This is a genomic window from Rossellomorea aquimaris, assembly GCF_020172085.1.
Taxonomy (GTDB): domain Bacteria; phylum Bacillota; class Bacilli; order Bacillales; family Bacillaceae_B; genus Rossellomorea; species Rossellomorea aquimaris_E.
The window spans coordinates 1,451,126-1,465,320 of sequence record NZ_JAIVAT010000003.1 but is presented as its reverse complement, the minus strand read 5'-3'; the positions used below and the strand labels follow the sequence as shown (position 1 = coordinate 1,465,320).

The 14,195-nt window shown below is 41.4% G+C and carries 15 protein-coding genes; 13 read left to right on the top strand and 2 right to left on the bottom strand.

The annotated features are described in order from the left end of the window. Positions 1-84 precede the first annotated feature (84 nt). A complete protein-coding gene (locus LCL96_RS08385; RefSeq protein ID WP_224940943.1) occupies positions 85-1,716 on the bottom strand; it encodes a M4 family metallopeptidase in 1,632 nt (543 codons plus the stop codon). Positions 1,717-2,018: 302 nt separating this feature from the next. Between LCL96_RS08385 and LCL96_RS08380 the strand changes: the two genes are divergently transcribed. The 6 genes from LCL96_RS08380 to LCL96_RS08360 all read left to right on the top strand — a co-directional run bounded on the left by LCL96_RS08380 (position 2,019) and on the right by LCL96_RS08360 (position 6,043). Further along, positions 2,019-2,702: a Type 1 glutamine amidotransferase-like domain-containing protein gene (locus LCL96_RS08380; RefSeq protein WP_224940942.1), complete on the top strand. Its 684-nt coding sequence runs from the start codon at positions 2,019-2,021 to the stop codon at positions 2,700-2,702. Positions 2,703-2,751: 49 nt separating this feature from the next. Further along, positions 2,752-3,492 carry a class I SAM-dependent methyltransferase gene (locus LCL96_RS08375; protein WP_224940941.1) on the top strand — a complete coding sequence of 247 codons (741 nt, stop codon included), beginning with the start codon at positions 2,752-2,754 and terminating at the stop codon, positions 3,490-3,492. Between the two features lie 157 nt (positions 3,493-3,649). Beyond that, on the top strand, positions 3,650-3,778 hold the full coding sequence (locus LCL96_RS23425; protein ID WP_263628070.1) for a hypothetical protein: 129 nt from the start codon (positions 3,650-3,652) through the stop codon (positions 3,776-3,778). Between the two features lie 89 nt (positions 3,779-3,867). Further along, entirely contained in the window at positions 3,868-4,434 is a 567-nt protein-coding gene (locus LCL96_RS08370) for a GNAT family N-acetyltransferase (protein ID WP_224940940.1), read from the top strand. A gap of 111 nt (positions 4,435-4,545) precedes the next feature. Beyond that, on the top strand, positions 4,546-5,367 hold the full coding sequence (locus tag LCL96_RS08365; protein ID WP_224940939.1) for a hypothetical protein: 822 nt from the start codon (positions 4,546-4,548) through the stop codon (positions 5,365-5,367). Further along, positions 5,357-6,043 (top strand): serine hydrolase, encoded by a 687-nt coding sequence (locus tag LCL96_RS08360; RefSeq protein WP_224940938.1) that lies wholly within the window; start codon positions 5,357-5,359, stop codon positions 6,041-6,043. The genes LCL96_RS08365 and LCL96_RS08360 overlap by 11 nt, the downstream gene beginning before the upstream one ends. Positions 6,044-6,095: 52 nt before the next feature. Here the strand turns inward: LCL96_RS08360 and LCL96_RS08355 are convergent, their stop codons facing one another. Further along, a complete protein-coding gene (locus LCL96_RS08355) occupies positions 6,096-6,638 on the bottom strand; it encodes a GNAT family N-acetyltransferase (protein WP_224940937.1) in 543 nt (180 codons plus the stop codon). A gap of 309 nt (positions 6,639-6,947) precedes the next feature. Here LCL96_RS08355 and LCL96_RS08350 point away from each other — a divergent pair, with 309 nt between their 5' ends. The 7 genes from LCL96_RS08350 to LCL96_RS08320 all read left to right on the top strand — a co-directional run bounded on the left by LCL96_RS08350 (position 6,948) and on the right by LCL96_RS08320 (position 14,167). Further along, positions 6,948-7,214, top strand: a complete 267-nt coding sequence (locus LCL96_RS08350) for a CD3324 family protein (protein ID WP_224940936.1) — start codon at positions 6,948-6,950, stop codon at positions 7,212-7,214. Between the two features lie 148 nt (positions 7,215-7,362). Beyond that, positions 7,363-8,004 carry a FusB/FusC family EF-G-binding protein gene (locus LCL96_RS08345; RefSeq protein ID WP_224940935.1) on the top strand — a complete coding sequence of 214 codons (642 nt, stop codon included), beginning with the start codon at positions 7,363-7,365 and terminating at the stop codon, positions 8,002-8,004. Positions 8,005-8,151: 147 nt separating this feature from the next. Further along, complete coding sequence (rlmN, locus tag LCL96_RS08340) at positions 8,152-9,222, top strand: 23S rRNA (adenine(2503)-C(2))-methyltransferase RlmN (protein WP_224940934.1); 1,071 nt, start codon at positions 8,152-8,154, stop codon at positions 9,220-9,222. A 352-nt stretch (positions 9,223-9,574) separates the two neighbouring features. Then, positions 9,575-10,618: an ArsR/SmtB family transcription factor gene (locus LCL96_RS08335; RefSeq protein ID WP_224940933.1), complete on the top strand. Its 1,044-nt coding sequence runs from the start codon at positions 9,575-9,577 to the stop codon at positions 10,616-10,618. A gap of 14 nt (positions 10,619-10,632) precedes the next feature. After that, positions 10,633-11,859 carry an MFS transporter gene (locus LCL96_RS08330; protein ID WP_224940932.1) on the top strand — a complete coding sequence of 409 codons (1,227 nt, stop codon included), beginning with the start codon at positions 10,633-10,635 and terminating at the stop codon, positions 11,857-11,859. Positions 11,860-11,926: 67 nt separating this feature from the next. Beyond that, a complete protein-coding gene (locus LCL96_RS08325) occupies positions 11,927-12,775 on the top strand; it encodes a DUF2785 domain-containing protein (protein WP_224940931.1) in 849 nt (282 codons plus the stop codon). A 15-nt stretch (positions 12,776-12,790) separates the two neighbouring features. Next, the gene (locus LCL96_RS08320; RefSeq protein ID WP_224940930.1) at positions 12,791-14,167 is read left to right on the top strand and encodes an NAD(FAD)-utilizing dehydrogenase; all 1,377 of its coding nucleotides are present in this window, start codon (positions 12,791-12,793) and stop codon (positions 14,165-14,167) included. The last annotated feature ends 28 nt before the right edge of the window (positions 14,168-14,195 follow it).

The following is a 14,195-nucleotide window of genomic DNA, read 5'->3' as shown; positions in this document are numbered from 1 at the left end:
CTTTTCTTATTTTTTGTGATAATGTGACATCATCAATGTAAATAACACATGAGCAGAGAAAATATCTCTGCTCATGGTTCTGTATTAATTGATTCCGACAGCGTTGAAGGAAAGTTTCACAGCATTGACTTCAGCTGACGTGCTTCCATATAAATCTGTAGCTGATTGAACTGCTGCTGCTCTTGCCTGGCTGAATGTGGAAGAGGCTGTAAGGTAAACAGTATTCATGCGGTAGTAAATATCTCCTAGCTTATCACGCCCGATTCCTGGGACTGTTACACCATAATGCGTACCACCTTCACTTAATAAGTAGGCTTGCTTGTTGATGATTCCGCTATTTGTATGAACCCCGCCGTTGTCAGCCGTTCCCGTATATCGTTTAGAATAATGGTCGGGATCCCCATATTTCGCGGGATTGCTCATAGAACGAAGGGCATCTCCGGAAGTGCCCGGCGTGTATATATCTTCACCAATTTCAAAGTCAGGATTAGATCCATTCTCATACTCGACCAACGTTCCAAAAATATCAGATATGGCTTCATTCAAAGCACCTGATTCATTCTGATAAACAAGGTCAGAAGAAGAGTCTGTAACCGCATGGGTGAGTTCGTGTGCAACGACGTCTATACCGCCTGATAGAGGGGCGAATGTAGTGCCATCACCGTCACCATATACCATCTGCGAACCGTTCCAGAATGCGTTGTTATACCCGCTGCTGTAATGAACGGAGGAGACTAACTTAGCACCTTGATTGTCATAGGAATTTCGATTGAAATGATCTTTATAATAATCATACGTGACTCCTGCGAAATAATGTGCGTCCACGGCTGGAGCGTCGTATGAAGCATTCAACACGTTATCACTATCTGACCATAAGGTCCCAGGTAAGAAAAATTGCGGGAAGAATGTACGGTTATTCATGTTGTATGTAAATATACCACTTCCCCTTGTATTATCCTGTAAATAGTACTTACCGCTAGAAAGAGTCGTGTTTAGTGGTTTTGTTTCTCCCAATACACCTTTACCGGTCCCAACTTGATTCGTTCCGCTGACTTCATGCATGTCATTGTATTTATTCAGGATCTCCCCTGTCCCCGCGTCTATAAAGTAATTCCAGTTACCAGGAGATGGTTCCAAGTAATTTATGTTTATAAAATAAGCGAATGCAGCCTGATCTCCATCTGTATATACGACTAGTTCCGGCTTTATATCTTTTTGTAATTTTGGATTGATGCCCAGATCAGCCTTAGCAAGCTTTGTGGCTTTCTTCGCACTTATTTTCTTTTTTGAGGATGACATTTTTTCATCCAGTTCTGCCACCACTGAGCCGGAAAACGCCTGGAGAACGCCATTTTCCTTCACGACTGCTGATTGTGTGGAACCCCAGACAGGAATACCTTGATACGTTTGCTGAATGCGGACGACTGTGTTTCCAAGGCTGTCCTTTTCTTCAGAAATCACCTTGAACTGCTCGTCTGCTTTTTTATTAGCAAGTTTGAATGTAGATTTGTTCTGATTTACAAAAGAAAGGACAATGGACTCAGCATCTTTTCCAGAAGGAGCGGATAAGAGACCCGATACAAATTCAGGTGTACCCGCTTTCTTATTCATTTGGAAATGTGCATTGCCAGCAGGTGCAGCAAGACTGCTTGTCGCCATCATTCCGGAAAGTATTCCCACCGATAGCCCCATACTCAAGATCTTTTTCTTTTTCATTCCAATTCCTCCTCTTTTTTCTAATAATTCAAACAAATTAAGAATATCACAGGATAGTCAAAGGCGGTATTGAGAAAATCCGGGACTATTTTCAGGTCAAAACCGCCTGTTAATAAGGTCAAATCTGGAAAATTTTCATGATAACACGGCATTTTCCAAAATTAAGAAATTTGTGATAATGAGAGAGGGACGGACCTCCAATTTCACATCAAATATTCGACTGAACCCTATTTATTGCTATAATTAACATTATTAGGGATCAAATATTGGAGGTCCGTCCCTCCAGTAAAGGGGGAGATGAATTGAGTAATTTGTATCTTTCGGGCGGTGGGGATAAGGAGCAGACATATGAGATTGACAGGGTGTTTGCGGGTGAGTTGGGCAGTGGAAAGCCATTATTATATGTTCCTATAGCGATGAATACAGCACATATTTCATACGAGGATTGTTATAAGTGGATATATAGTGTAATGGATCCATTTGGAATAACCGATATTACGATGTGGACGAACTTGAGGGGGAAGACTTCCAAGGATCTTATGAAGTTCGGAGCTGTTTATATAGGTGGTGGGAACACGTTCAGTTTGATGCACGATATCTTACAATCTGGATTCAGTTCTCAATTGACCACTTTCATAGATGAAGGTGGGCTGATCTATGGGGGAAGTGCCGGGGCCATAGTGATGGGAAGCCATCTTGCCACGTGTGAGCATATGGACAATAATGATGTTCAATTAAGGGACAGGAGCGGATTATCTTACTTGGGGGATTATTCTATATGGTGCCATTATGATACTGATAATGACGATCTGATTCACCGATTCATCGATACATATTCTAAGCCGGTCATAGCCCTTAATGAAGAGACAGGCTTACAAGTGAAGAATGGGAGAATGGAAATTATGGGTACAGAACCTGCTTATGTCTTTGATGTGGACAAGATGAAGAAAAGAGTTGAGCCGAAAGAGTTTTTCTCATTTTCTTAATAAGGTTCCGAACATGTAAGAAACGATTAGTGCAGAAAGAGGGAGACAAATGAAACAAAATATTTATGACGATCCCGTATTTTTCGAAGGGTATATGAATTTGCGAGAATCGGGAATAACTTATAACGACTTTCTTGAACAGCCGGCCATGAAAGAAGAGCTGCCGGACCTTATGGGGAAACGAGTAATGGATCTCGGATGCGGTACAGGCGAATTATCGAGATATTGTATTGAAATGGGTGCTTCATCTGTTATTGGAGTGGATATTTCCAGCAAGATGATCAATCGCGCACAGAAGGTCAATCCAAACGGAAAGATACAATATATCTGCTGTCCAATTGAAGAGATGAATTGGGATGGAGAGGCATTTGATGTTATCGTAAGCTCACTTTCCCTTCATTATATAAAAGACTACGATTCACTCGTTCGGAAGCTTCACACCTTTTTAAAGAGAGACGGGATATTTATTTATTCGATTGAACACCCAATCGTGACCGCCCGTAAAGACATGAATAACTGGTGGAGGGATGCTGATGGTGAACAGCTTCACTGGGCACTTGATCATTACCGTCTTGAAGGGAAACGGGAGCAGCATTGGTACGTGGACGGTGTCATTAAATATCACCACACGATACCAACGTTGATTAATGGGCTGATCCAAAATGGCTTCATGTTGGAAAGGGTGCTTGAACCCATGCCTACTCCGGAAGGTTTGACTAAGATTCCTAGTCTGAAAAATGAAGAAAGACGACCATCCTTTCTGATTGTTACTTCGAGAAAATCCACTTGATCATAGAGAATAAACGATTCTAAAGATAGTATTGACAGGATGAAGTTTATTCCCTTATAATTTCAATAATTTAAAATATTTCCAATTTGGTATTGATGAGAAGGTCATTGGTATTGAAGTGATGAACAGAGAGCCCTGTCGCTGGAAAAGGGCCATCATGGTAGTAATGACGAAAGGCTCGGAGCTATGTTCAAAGCTGCCCCACGCAGTGAAAACATCGGGAACTCCCGTTACAGAGTCCGGATATTCTGTATCCGTTAAGGTCGGTATGGTGACATGCCGGTAAACTGAGGTGGTACCACGAGACTCTCGTCCTCAAGATTCATTTCTTGAGGGCGGGGGTTTTTTACTTTTGATTTAGAGGAGTGTTTAGAAATGAACCCAGTATTATTGGATATACCAATGGTGATTGAAACTGAAAGATTAACATTAAGGATGCCCCGGCCCGGAGATGGCATTAAGGTGAATGCTGCGATTAAAGCTTCCTTATCTGAATTACAGCCGTGGCTCGGTTTTGCCCTAAGTAATCCTGAAGTGGAAGAGACGGAGTCAAACACCCGTCAAGCACATGCGAAATTTCTAACAAGAGAAAGTCTGAGATACCTGGTATTTTTGAAAAATACCGATGAGTTTGTCGGTTCAACCGGGTTTCATAATATCGACTGGAGTGTCCCGAAGTTGGAAATCGGATATTGGATCGACACCAGGATGAGCGGCTATGGGTATATGGTAGAAGCGGTCCGCGAATTAACAGAATTTGCTTTGACTGAGCTGGGTGGAAAAAGGGTGGAAATACGATGTGAATCCACGAATCATAAAAGCAGGGCGATTCCTGAAAGGCTTGGATATAAATTGGAGGGAATTCTTCGAAATGAAGACCTCTCCGTTGACGGAAAACGTTTAACGGACACCTGTGTATACGGGAAAATTGCTGAGAAATAGGAAGGAAGTATAGATACAATAAAGTGGTATGATAAGGAAAATTTTGCAAATTATTAATAGTTCGATAGAATGATAATGTTATTATTTTTACCATTTAAAGGAGGTTTTAGTATGCAACATTACTTATGTGAAACATGTGGAGTTCAATATGAAGAATCAATGGAGGTCCCCGAGCATTGCAAGATTTGTGAGGAAGAAAGACAATATGTAAGCCCAGCCGGTCAAAGCTGGACCACTTTGGAGAATATGAAGGGGGAGTCGTTCAGAAATAAGATCATCCTTGAGGAGTCAGGCTTATATAGTGTGAAAACAATGCCTGAATTCGCGATTGGTCAGACAGCATATCTCGTTCAGCAAGAAGGATTCAACCTTCTGTGGGACTGCATCTCCTATCTGGATGAAGAGACGATCAGTGAGATTACGAGACTTGGTGGCTTGGATGCCATTGCATTATCACATCCCCATTATTATTCCACACAGGTAGAGTGGGCGGAGGTTTTCGATGTGCCCATATATATCCATGAGGATGACCGGAAATGGGTAATGAGGGAAAGTGAAAGGATTGTTTATTGGTCGGGAGAGTCCCTGGAATTACATAATGGAATTACCATTCACCGTCTTGGCGGGCATTTCAAGGGCGGAGCGGTCCTCGAATGGAAAGAAGGTTTCAACAACAATGGAATCCTATTGACAGGGGATATCATCCAGGTTGTGGCTGATACGGAGTGGGTCAGCTTCATGTACAGCTACCCAAATCTCATCCCCCTTCCTGCGATGAAAGTAAAAGAGATGGCTGAGGTGGTAGGTAAATTGACTTTTGCCCGTCTATACAATGCCTTCCATCGGGTTGTGAAGGAAAATGCCCATGAAAGAGTTCAAATGTCTGCAGATCGATATGTGAAGGCGTTGGAGGGGGTATTGTTTGAGACGTGAAGAGTTTGGGGCATTTCGCCGGAATATCATCAACCTGATTCCACCTGATATGACATTCGGTTTTTATATGCATGACATGGGGACGGATTTTTCCGTTACAATCAACGAGGATGAATGGTTCCCGCTTGCAAGCATCGCAAAATGGATAACGGCCATACTTGTTTCGGGGCATGATTGTTCTGGAGTTAAGGAAGATGTCTATTTTGCTATTCGTGAACACAGCAATACGGCATATTCAAACCTGCTTCAAAAACTTCCTGATCAGCACCTGAATGAATTATTACAGGAGCTGGATATTGATTGTAAGGTTTCATCCCACAATCGTGATATTGTGAGCAATATCGGCACTCCGTCAGGAATATATAAAATGATGGAACCGTTATTTCATGAGAGGTTAAATCCGGATGATATAGAAAGTGTATTACAGGGGATGAAAGACCAGGATGATCCCGACGGTTTCCGATTTAACGATCAATGGTACCATATGACGGGTGGGTTAGAAGGAGTATGCAATGACGTGGGCTTCATAGAGGTAGATAGCAGGCGTATCGTAGTAATCGGTCTACTTCAATCCAAGGATCCTACTGTTCAATGGACCTCACTGGAAAAAGTGATGAACAGGATTGGCGAAGTGGTAATGGAGTATGTAGAAGAGATTCGCAGTCCTAATCGCTAAAAAATAGCCAGCTTCGACACCCTAAGCTGGCTGTGACATATCACCCAACGGACTAACCCATCCAGTCTTTTTTCAATAGACTGTAGGTTACAATGTCTTCGTAATGATCATACAGCCATTGACCATCACGGGTGATTCCTTCTTTAGTGAATCCCAGTCGTTCCGGGATTCCGATGCTTTTACTATTGTTGACAGCACACTGTATTTCTACCCTGTTTAGTTCCATCGCCTCAAATAGATAGTTTAATAGGGAGGAAACGGCACGAGTGATGATCCCTTTGCCCTGTGCGTCTTCGGAAAGGAGGTATCCGATACTAGTGCTTTTTGTTTTCCAATCAATGTAATGAAGCCCGATCATGCCGACTAGGTCACCTCTATAACGTATCCCTGCATCGAATCCGTTGTTATCTGCATAATTCCTTATCCAGATAGGAATGATGGGTTCCAAATCCTTTGGAGATCGACGTTTATCGACCCATAGAAGCCACTGGCGAAGATGTTCCCGGTTGGAATCAATCAGTTCGTAAAGCTCCTCTTTATGTTGCTGTTGAAATAATTCGATAGATATATCTTGATCAACGGTGAATGAAAACATGGAAAACATCTCCTTTTTGATATTTAGAAGATTATACCATATTAACTGTATTTAAAGGGATAGGTTGAAATATACTGTGAAGTAAAGAAATCTAAATTATAATAGAAGAAAACGATTCAAAGGAGGTGGTGACATGGTAATGAAAAGCTTCTTACCAGAGTCCCGTGCGTCTCATGCAAAGCCTGATATTAGAATGGCGATACTTTGCATGGGGCGGAATCTCATATAATCGCCCGAAAAAGTCATTTCTAGTAAGTCGGCTTTGCACCTTATTGACTGTATACATGAGAAAATAAGGAGCTGACCGAAATGAAATATGTAAAAGCTGAAAGTGTGTTACCTCAATCGTTGTTGAGCGAGATCCAGAAATACGTTCAAGGAGAAACCCTTTATATCCCAAAAGAAAAAGAGAAGCACCAAAAATGGGGAAGCCTTTCCGGCAGTAGAAGGGTGATCGATCAACGAAATAAGGCTATCAAAGCTGCTTTTTCGAATGGAACGACCATTCCTGAATTAGCTGAAGAATATTATCTTTCCATTGAAACAATCAAAAAAATCGTATATCAGAAGCGCTGAATATTTCAGTGCTTTTTGTTATGGATAAATTAATTAGAAATGAAACGATACATATCCAACGTTTCATTCAAGGTTTATAGTATAAGTGTATCTTTGTTGCCAGCATTTAAAGGTACTCAACATAATGACAAATGTTTTAGGAGCGATTATGATGGAACCATTTATTCGGAATGATCAATATAATTTTATTACGTATCAAACACAGGTGTTGATCAATGGGTATAGAGCCGTGAATGACCTTGGTGTATTACAAGCATTGAAAGGACTGGCGAAGGACAAAGTGCTGAATTTGTTCGGGGAATTGTCCCCTTCACAACAGCGGGTTCTTGAACACATCATTGAAATCAGGGATCAGGACCAAGCCGAAGATTATCTAATGGGGTTAAAAGCGTACGTAATCCCGTTTCAAACCCTTAGTGACGCGTCGGTCAAAAAATTATTCCCCAAGGTGAAAAAACTGAAGACACCAGACTGGAATCAAGTTGACGTAAAGAGTGTCTCCTACTTAGGATGGAATGATCATGGTCAAGAGAGAAAATACATTGTTGCAGAAAGAAATGGGAAACTGAAAGGGTTTAAAGGTACGTTTAAAAATAGCAGTAAGAAAGGGATATGCACGATCTGTCATTCTTTCGGAAGCATCGGGTTCTATATGTCTGAATCTAAAAAATCTGCTCATGGAACCTATGTGAAAAAGGGAAATTATATTTGTCAGGACAGTGATAAATGCAATGAAAAGCTGAAAGACAAAGAAAAACTGGAAGATTTCATCGAGAGAATCAACCTTTAACATGAAATAAAGGTGGTATTTGAACACATTTTACCTTATTACGGAATTCCAATTCTTCACAACACTTATAAATCCCTTGAAACATTCCTATACTTTAAGTAGTATAGATAAGTAGAAAATTGTAGAGTTTTGAAATGAGGGTTTTAAATGGAGAAGAAATCCATATATGGATTAACATTAGATCAACTGACGTCTTGGCTCGTTGAAAACGGACAAAAGAAATTCCGCGCATCTCAAGTGTGGGATTGGTTATATAAAAAAAGAGTGACAAACTTTGCGGATATGAAGAACCTGAATTCAGACTGCGTTCAGCTTCTGGAGGAGAACTTCTATCTTCACACGCTCACTCAGGAAATCAAGCAGGAATCAAAGGATGGTACGATCAAATTCTTATTCAAGCTTGACGATGGAAACCTGATTGAAACCGTATTGATGCGATTCAACTATGGCTTGAGTGTGTGTGTCACGACACAGGTAGGATGTAATATTGGTTGTACATTCTGTGCAAGTGGACTGTTGAAGAAGAATCGAGATTTATCAAGCGGAGAAATTGTCGAACAGATCATGAACGTGCAGCACCACCTCGATGAAGCAGGTAACGGAGAACGTGTCAGCCATATCGTGGTGATGGGAATCGGTGAGCCATTCGATAACTATGATAATATGATGGACTTCTTCCGTGTAGTGAATGACCAGAAAGGTCTTTCCATCGGTGCGCGTCATATTACCGTTTCCACTAGCGGACTGGCAGATAAAATTTATAAATTTGCCGATGAAAATATTCAAATCAACCTGGCTGTCTCACTTCATGCACCTAACAATGAATTGCGTACAAGAATCATGAAAATCAATCGTGCGTATCCGTTGGAAAAACTCATGCCGGCCATCGATTATTATCTAGAAAAGACCAATCGCCGGATCACATTTGAGTATATTCTATTAAGTGATGTGAACGATCATAAAGAAGAAGCCCTACAGCTGGCAAAATTGCTGAAAAATAAGCGTCACCTTTCATACGTGAACCTGATTCCTTATAATCCGGTTGACGAACATAACCAATATCAACGAAGTACAAAAGAAGCGATCGTAGAATTTTACGGTACTTTACTCGAACACGGGATTAACTGTGGAGTGCGCGTAGAGCAGGGTACGGATATCGATGCTGCCTGCGGTCAGTTGAGAAGTAAGCAGATTAAGAAAGATAAAGTAAAATCGTAAAAGATTTTTATGGAGCACATGAATCTCTCAAGGAGATTCATGTGCTTTTTTGATGCGTATTCTTCTTTTTTTGTAAAAAGGCGCAATTCACATAGGTTTTGACGCAATTCCAGGAATTATGACGCAATTACGGTGATCAACTAACTAGTTCCTCGTTTCAATAGGCATCTACTTAGGCTATTTTCCTATAGAAGCTAGAAAATATCCCAGTTTACTACCGAATCTTCAAAAAACGTATGATGAACACCGTATTTAAATGAAATTGAAATACAATTCGAAATATATTGAATTATATATTCAGTAATTATAGAATGTACATAGAAAGAAATTTTTGGATGAGAGGTGTTTCAATATGGATGTGCTCCATATGACCAGTCGGAAAAGAGAAACATACGACGTGAAAATAGAAGCTTCCTTGCTATGGGAATGTGCACTAGGGATTGCTGCCATCACCAATACCAGGCTCATTGATACGTTAGAAAGACCCAAAGCATCATGGGACAAGTTGAAAAAGTCCCTATCCCGTTCCCTGATCCAGGACTTGGAGTTTGTAGAAAAGAATAATACTTGGAAATCCCTGCTTCTTTTGTTGCATCAAAAAGAATTTCAAACCCTGCATGAGTTCATCACATATGTGGATGCTTTGGAAGAGGAAGAAATCATTTTCCTTTGTATTCCCTACATAGGGCTAAAATTTCAGGAATTTCGAATGCTCGCTTCAAAAGGGGATATGGCATCACGGGACAGATTGAAAGAACAGACGGAAGATAACCCGTATTATCCAGGCTATATTGAATTCATTTGCACTACAAATGTGAACAACCTCAAGAAGCATTTAATGAGTGTAATGACCCGTTGGTATGAAGAGGTGATTTTACCTGAACAAGAGACACTAGCTGCCATATTGACAAGGGATAGACAGTCTAAGAAAGAGATGAGTGAAAAGCTCAATTCTGAGGCTTTAGTGGAATGGGCAACTGGCGGTATCACCTATTTACCTGAACCGGCTGTCCATACAGTACTCCTCATCCCCCAGGCGATTTATCGACCTTGGAATGTGGAAGGGGATATTGAAGGCGTAAAGGTGTTTTATTACCCGGTAGCCAATGAGAGTATCTATCCGGATGAGCAGGATATGCCAAATTATTTCCTCGTTCAAAAACATAAAGCTTTAGGAGATGAGGCGCGCCTTCGGATGGTGAAATTGTTGAAAAGGTCGGAGCGAACCTTGCAAGAAATCACCAATGAACTGAATATGGGGAAATCCACGGTCCATCACCATTTGAAAATCCTCAGGTCTGCAAGGCTCGTTGATACCCACGAAGGAAAGTATCGTTTGAAAGAGAATGCTGTTCAATCATTATCGAATGAATTGATGCACTATTTAACGAAATAGTAGGGGGAACGGAGATGGGAGAGCCTGCAGTCAGGCACAATCAACAGGATGACTTCCCGCCCTTAAAGAAAAACTATTCTGTTTTCAGATTTATGGGCGGGAATTTGATATCCTTTTTCGGGGATCAAATTTACTTAATCGCGATTCCTTTGATGGTATTATCGATCACTGGCTCACCTGTGAGTATGGGAATTGTGGCAGCTCTTGAACGGCTGCCGATTCTACTGCAGCCATTTGCCGGAATCATGTCTGATCGATTTAACCGAAAACACCTGCTCCTGGCATGTGATTTCGGACGATGTATACTTGTTGGGGCGATCGGGGTTTTATTTATAGTAGGTGCTCTGGAGATCTGGATGGTGTATCCAGTGGTATTCGGGATTGGATTACTGAGTCAGCTCTACAATACATCACAATTTGCCTCGATTCCGGTCCTGGTTAGAAAAGAAGATCTTCAGGCTGTCAATTCACTGAATTCAGGGATATTCAATTTGGCGGTTTTTTTAGCACCTGGTTTGGCCGGATTGATTCTTTCCTTCTATAATCCAGGGTATGCCTTACTGATCAACAGTGTCAGTTTCCTGGTTTCTTTCTTTGCAGTTGCGAGTCTTCGCATGAAAGAGAAGGAAAGAGTCTCAACCGGTACATCCATATGGGGTGGAATTCGAGAGGGATTTGAATTTGTCGTTAAGACCAAACCCATTTTTTATACCAATCTGGCTATGGTAACATCCGTTTTTGGAACGACTTTGTTTCTTACATTACTAGTGTTTCACCTGAAAGATTCCATCCATCTAAACACGGTCAAGATAGGATGGTTATTATCAATGGGTGGTGCAGGAGCCATTCTCGGAGCAGTTTCTTCTAGCCTCTTTCGTAAGCATTTTTCTTATCGCAGTATTTTATTTACTGCATCTGTAGTCGGAGGCCTTTCGATTCTCTGTTTCGGATTGATGGAATCCTTTTTGTGGCTTGTCTTCATGAATGCGGTCGGCACGTTTTGTGCATCAATGATGAGTCCGTGCATCCTTACTATCCGGCAAACGTTGACACCAGATCACTTGTTGGGAAGGGTTCAGGCAACTTGCCGTCTCATGACGTGGATCTTTATGCCACTTGCAGCCTTTTTGGCAGGCGTGTCAGCACAAGCCATAGGAACAAACCAGACTATCACGCTTGCCGGGGCCATCTCGACTCTCGCCTCTATCCCCTACTTACATCCTAGCTTAAAAGATAAATAGAGGGACGGACCTATCATATTATTTTATGGTACGATAAAAATAGATTTATAGTGGGGAGAATTCAAATATGATAACGGAAGCACAATTGAAAGAATCATTAAGGGGTATTGATTTTACACAGCCAGAATACATAAAAGAATTGAATTTGGATGCATTATTGAAAGAAATGATCCACAATATTGGATCCACCGACGGGGAACTAAGGGATAAGTTGATTTATACAAGTTTTTACAGAATGATGGAAGGAAATCACCTGTCACCTGAACAAATGCTATTTCTGTTTGATACGTGTATGGACGAACATCATTTGTTTTGCGGGATTGGAATGAAGGAAGATGACTCGGTTTTCACAAGGGCATTCTCATCATTGGTCCTAGCGTTGCTTCTTGATAAGGACCGGACAACATCCTTTATGCCCGTTGAAAAGGTCACTTCAGCATTTGAGGCGTGTTTCGACTATTTAGAGAAGGAAGCAGACACCCGCGGATATGTAGAAGGGAAAGGTTGGGCGCACAGCATTGCACACGGAGCGGATTATTTAGTGGAAGTGATCAAACATCCTGCCTTTCCTAAGGAGTTTTACAAAAGAAGTCTACGCGTAATAGAAACCTGTTTATTCAAGGATGTTACTTATATAGATGAAGAGGAAGGACGATTATTTTATGCCATAGAATCCCTTCTTGATAAGGGAATGGCTGAAGAAGATCTATATTTATGGCTCACTGGATTGTCCAGTACAGTGAACAGGCTATATGAGGAAGAAGGTTATTCCATCCCTTTCTTTAGAAAGAAAATGACAATCGAACAATTCTATAAAACAAGTTATTTCCGACTTAAATGGAAAGCTGAAGGAAGCAAATCAATGGATCATATTGATGCTGTACTGAAGAAGTGGCACAGGCACGATTACAGCTAAGAGGAGGGGCAGACGATGCAACCGAAGCATTACGACATAACCATCATAGGCGCAGGTGTGAGCAGTGTGTTCCTTGCGTATACGTTGATGAAACAAAATGAACATGTATCCATTCACATGGTTGATATAGGGAAAGAACTGAGTGAGCGTGTGTGTGGATTGGATCAAGGTAAAGAGTGTACATGCAAAGGGCAGTGCTGCAAATATATCGGTTTTGCCGGTCTTGGGAAATCAGAGGGGAAATTCAATTATACGAATGACTTCGGTGGAGAGCTTGGCAGGAAGATCGGAAAGCAGTCCACCCTTGAATTGATGAGAGAAGTGGACGAAATCCTTTGCGAGTTTGGCGGTGATGTCATCCCTTCCTACAGCACCAGGAATGAGGTCCTTTCAGACAGGGCTGCGAAGGTGGGATTAAAGGTGCTATCAACAGAGGTTCGTCATTTGGGGACACGTTTGGCGAATGAAGTTTTTCAAAAAATGTATGAGGTCCTTAAGAAGCAGGTCTCTTTCAGTTTTGAAACCACCATTGATACCATCTCAAAACATGAAGACGGCTTTCACATTCAATCAGATAATGAGAAGTTTACCACAGGAAAAGTAGTTATTGGAACTGGAATGAGCGGTAGCGCCTGGTTGAAAAAACAAACTGAGTCTTTGGGGCTGCATCCCGGTGAAACTCGTTTGGATTTAGGCATTCGCGTAGAAATGAAAGGCAATCAGCTTCATTCGATCCTGCAGGATACGTTTGAAACGAAGCTGAAGATTGAAAGAGAAACGTTCAGTGCTACCACCTATTGCATGAATCCCCGTGGGAGGATCATTCGTAAACACCAGCATGGTGTAGTGATGCCGGATGGACAAAATGCCCGTGAAGAAGATACACCGAGCGCAAATCTAAATTTCAGCTTATTTGTTCCAAGCTATTTTCCTTCACATGATCAGGCGATGGACTATGCAGTAAACATCATCGGAGGCATCAATCAAGGACGAGAGCGGATTGTTGTTCAAAGGCTGGAAGATTTTCAATTCAATAGAAAGACAACATCACTTCAAGAAAATAGTGTAGGTCCGTCCCTCAATGGGGAATGCGGGAGTGTAAGGGAGGAGGTTCCGGAATTGTACGGGATGGCACTTGAGGAGTTTCTTGCTTGTGTGGAAGATCTCATCGGTGAGAGGGTACACCCTGATACGCTTTTATACGGTTTGGACGCGAAATTCTATGAGCCTAAATTGCCGACAAAAGAGAACTTTGAGACAGAAGTGTCGAATCTGTACTTGATAGGGGATTGCTCTGGAGAAACACATTCCTTATCTCAGGCAGCGGCTAGCGGCATATATTTAGGAAAATATTTAGGGAAATATTTAGGGAACGAAAATGCCAAAAATTGATAAATTTAGAATAATTTGAAACCTTTCT

Coding starts and splice junctions, on each gene's coding strand:
- LCL96_RS08335 (WP_224940933.1), top strand. CDS start 9,575: ATGGATGTGCTCCATATGACCAGTCGGAAAAGAGAAACATACGACGTG.
- LCL96_RS08350 (WP_224940936.1), top strand. CDS start 6,948: ATGAAATATGTAAAAGCTGAAAGTGTGTTACCTCAATCGTTGTTGAGC.
- rlmN (WP_224940934.1), top strand. CDS start 8,152: ATGGAGAAGAAATCCATATATGGATTAACATTAGATCAACTGACGTCT.
- LCL96_RS08320 (WP_224940930.1), top strand. CDS start 12,791: ATGCAACCGAAGCATTACGACATAACCATCATAGGCGCAGGTGTGAGC.
- LCL96_RS08365 (WP_224940939.1), top strand. CDS start 4,546: ATGCAACATTACTTATGTGAAACATGTGGAGTTCAATATGAAGAATCA.
- LCL96_RS08355 (WP_224940937.1), bottom strand. CDS start 6,638: ATGTTTTCATTCACCGTTGATCAAGATATATCTATCGAATTATTTCAA.
- LCL96_RS08375 (WP_224940941.1), top strand. CDS start 2,752: ATGAAACAAAATATTTATGACGATCCCGTATTTTTCGAAGGGTATATG.
- LCL96_RS08370 (WP_224940940.1), top strand. CDS start 3,868: ATGAACCCAGTATTATTGGATATACCAATGGTGATTGAAACTGAAAGA.
- LCL96_RS08385 (WP_224940943.1), bottom strand. CDS start 1,716: ATGAAAAAGAAAAAGATCTTGAGTATGGGGCTATCGGTGGGAATACTT.
- LCL96_RS08330 (WP_224940932.1), top strand. CDS start 10,633: ATGGGAGAGCCTGCAGTCAGGCACAATCAACAGGATGACTTCCCGCCC.
- LCL96_RS23425 (WP_263628070.1), top strand. CDS start 3,650: ATGGTAGTAATGACGAAAGGCTCGGAGCTATGTTCAAAGCTGCCCCAC.
- LCL96_RS08325 (WP_224940931.1), top strand. CDS start 11,927: ATGATAACGGAAGCACAATTGAAAGAATCATTAAGGGGTATTGATTTT.
- LCL96_RS08345 (WP_224940935.1), top strand. CDS start 7,363: ATGATGGAACCATTTATTCGGAATGATCAATATAATTTTATTACGTAT.